Raw genomic sequence first — 2,942 nt, 5'->3', positions numbered from 1 at the left:
GCGGCAGCATCTGGACTCAAAAGCTTTGTAGACACTAATGATGGCTATCAGTTTTTATATCCTAACGGCTGGCTGCAAGTTAAAGTTGCCAACGGCCCAGATGTAGTTTTCCACGATTTGATTGAGGTGTCTGAAAATGTTTCTGTTGTGATTAGCCCAGTTCCCGAAGGCAAAACTTTGTCAGAATTGGGAACCCCAACAGAAGTAGGATATAAGTTGGGAAAAGCAGCTCTTGCACCTCCTGACTCTGGCCGTTCAGCTGAATTAGTCAATGCTGCACAGCGAGAAGTAGACGGTAAAATATACTACCTTTTGGAGTATGAGGTTAAACTCCCCAATCAACAGGAACGACACAACATCGCCAGCGTCGCCGTTAGCCGTGGTAAAGTTTTTACCCTCAACGCCTCAATTCCTGAAAAACGCTGGTCGAGAGTTAAACGAATGATTGATGAGGTTGTCAATTCTTTTACTGTTTATTAATTGGGGAGTGGGGAGTGGGGAATGGGGAATGGGGAAGAAACTGAATTACCAATGCCCAATGCCCAGTGCCCTATGCCCTATTCCCAATTACAAAGTTTGTCAGAAATATCATGAAAATTCCACCTTTTGTACTTGCCTCAGCTTCCCCAGCCCGACGCCGCTTGCTGCAAACTGTTGGTATTGAACCGATAGTTCGAGCAAGTGATTTTGATGAATCGCAAATTGAATTAAGTGAACCAGCAGAATTGGTCAAAACTCTTGCCCAATACAAGGCGGAAACTGTAGCCCCACAGTTTGAATCGGCTTTGATTATGGGTTGTGATTCAGTTTTGTCCATGAATGGTGAAATTTATGGCAAACCACCAGACACAACTGATGCGATCGCTCGTTGGCAGATAATGCAAGGTAACTTTGGCGACTTGTACACAGGTCACGCATTAATTGACTCATCTCAAAATCGCACTATAGTCAAGTCTCAAGTCACAAGAGTTTACTTTGCCCAAATGAGCGATCGCGCAATTCTTGCTTACGTTGCCACTGGTGAACCCCTTAAGTGTGCTGGAGCTTTTGCAATTGAAGGTTTTGGTAGTTTCTTCGTCGAAAAAATCGAAGGCTGTCACAGCAATGTAATTGGACTCAGTTTACCCCTGCTACGGCAGATGCTAGGGGAATTGGGATATGATGTCACTGATTTTTGGCAATAATTGTGTGGATTGTTAGTTTTCAGTAGTCAGTTGTTTTGCTACTGACAATTAAGTATTGAGTGTTACTAAAAAAGTAATATGCTATCCAGCTATGGGTATAGTTTTGGAGTTCATTAGTACTACATGCCCAGTTACAGGGTTGTAGACAATCACAGCAGTGCTGGCTGCCCCATTAGTAGTAACTTCAAAATTATTAGCATTACTAAAACCGGTTCCTACAGCAGAAGTAATTGCACTAAAGGTACGCCAAATAACACATAGCTTTGCCCAGATTCTGAGCCGTTGGGGTCGGCACCGGGTGCCCCAATAATCAGGTCAGCGATGCCGTCATTGTTGATATCTCCGGCACTGCTGACAGAATAGCCTGATAAGTCATTCCCTGCGATGCCGTTGATGGTGAAGCCGTTAGCGCCGTTGAGGGTGGAGAGGTTGAGAGTAGAGCTAAAGCCTGTGTTGCCAAACACCACGTAGCTTTGCCCTGAACCTGAGCCGTTGGGGTCGGCTATATATGCCCCGATAATCAGGTCGTCGAAGCCATCACTGTTGACATCTCCGGCACTGCTGACAGACACGCCTGATTCGTCATCCGCTGCGATGCCGTTGATGGTGAAGCCGTTAGTGCCATCGAGGTTAGAGAGGTTGAGAGTGGCGCTAAAGCCTGTGTTCTTGCCAAACACCACGTAGCTCTGCCCAGAAGAAGAGTACCCGTTGAAGTCGGCATAGCGTGCCCCGATAATCAGGTCAGCGATGCCGTCATTGTTGACATCTCCGGCACTGCTGACAGAATAGCCTGAGTAGTCTTCCTCTGCGATGCCGTTGATGGTGAAGCCGTTAGCGCCGTTGAGGGTGGAGAGGTTGAAAGTGGCGTCAAAGCCTGTGCTCTTGCCAAACACCACGTAGCTCTGCCCAGAAGTGACACCGTTGGGGAAGGCTAAAGATGCCCCGATAATCAGGTCAGCGATGCCGTCGTCGTTGACATCTCCGGCACTGCTGACAGATTCACCTGAGAAGTCATACTCTGCGATGCCGTTGATGGTGAAGCCGTTAGCGCCGTTGAGGTTAGAGAGGTTGAGAGTGGAGCTAAAGCCTGTGCTCTTGCCAAACACTACATAGCTCTGCCCAGAATCGGTGCCGTTTGGGTCGGCATTGGGTGCCCCGATAATCAAGTCAGCGATGCCGTCGCTATTGACATCTCCGGCACTGCTGACAGAATAGCCTGATTCGTCACCCGCTGCGATGCCGTTGATGGTGAAGCCGTTAGTGCCGTTGAGGTTAGAGAGGTTGAGAGTGGCGTCAAAGCCTGTGCTGCTGCCAAACACCACGTAGCTCTGCCCTGAATCGTAGCCGTTGGGGTCGGCATTATATGCCCCGATAATCAAGTCGTCGAAGCCGTCATTGTTGACATCTCCGGCACTGCTGACAGAATAGCCTAAGTAGTCACCCGCTGCGATGCCGTTGATGGTGAAGCCGTTAGCGCCGTTGAGGTTAGAGAGATTAAATGATGAAATAACCATGATTTTCTCCTATGTTTATAGAGACGCAATTAATCGCGTCTGTACTATTGAGTCAGTCCACAGCCTTGGTAAATGGAATTGACGACTGCACAAACTCTTTGGACTTGCGCGGACTAACAAATTAAAGTTTTTAAACCTGCGTTCCATAGGCAAGGAAACGCAGGTTTTGTTTGTGCAGATATGGTTTCTAACCGTCCATTTACAGCACTCGTAATTCGTAATTAGGAAGTTTAATCACGAGTTA

Annotated in this window: 3 protein-coding genes; 2 read left to right on the top strand and 1 reads right to left on the bottom strand. The window is 47.6% G+C overall.

Features of this window, described 5'->3' with window-relative positions:
* Both psbP and VE944_RS15890 read left to right on the top strand, forming a co-directional pair.
* Positions 1-480: photosystem II reaction center PsbP (gene psbP, locus VE944_RS15895; protein ID WP_324978618.1), on the top strand; the 480-nt coding region annotated here is incomplete at its 5' end.
* A 110-nt stretch (positions 481-590) separates the two neighbouring features.
* Positions 591-1,184, top strand: a complete 594-nt coding sequence (locus tag VE944_RS15890) for a Maf family protein (RefSeq protein WP_324978616.1) — start codon at positions 591-593, stop codon at positions 1,182-1,184.
* A 215-nt stretch (positions 1,185-1,399) separates the two neighbouring features.
* On the opposite strand, the gene VE944_RS15885 is transcribed toward VE944_RS15890, so the two are convergent.
* Positions 1,400-2,698 carry an integrin alpha gene (locus tag VE944_RS15885; protein ID WP_324978614.1) on the bottom strand — a complete coding sequence of 433 codons (1,299 nt, stop codon included), beginning with the start codon at positions 2,696-2,698 and terminating at the stop codon, positions 1,400-1,402.
* Between the last annotated feature and the right edge of the window lie 244 nt (positions 2,699-2,942).

It is taken from the genome of Nostoc sp., from assembly GCF_035638895.1.
Taxonomy (GTDB): domain Bacteria; phylum Cyanobacteriota; class Cyanobacteriia; order Cyanobacteriales; family Nostocaceae; genus Nostoc.
Note: the sequence above shows the minus strand (reverse complement) of the source record. Positions and strands in the feature narration are given on the sequence as shown.

Bases quoted from the DNA above. Each gene is read 5' to 3' on its own strand.
- VE944_RS15890 (WP_324978616.1), top strand. From the start codon at position 591: ATGAAAATTCCACCTTTTGTACTTGCCTCAGCTTCCCCAGCCCGACGC.
- VE944_RS15885 (WP_324978614.1), bottom strand. From the start codon at position 2,698: ATGGTTATTTCATCATTTAATCTCTCTAACCTCAACGGCGCTAACGGC.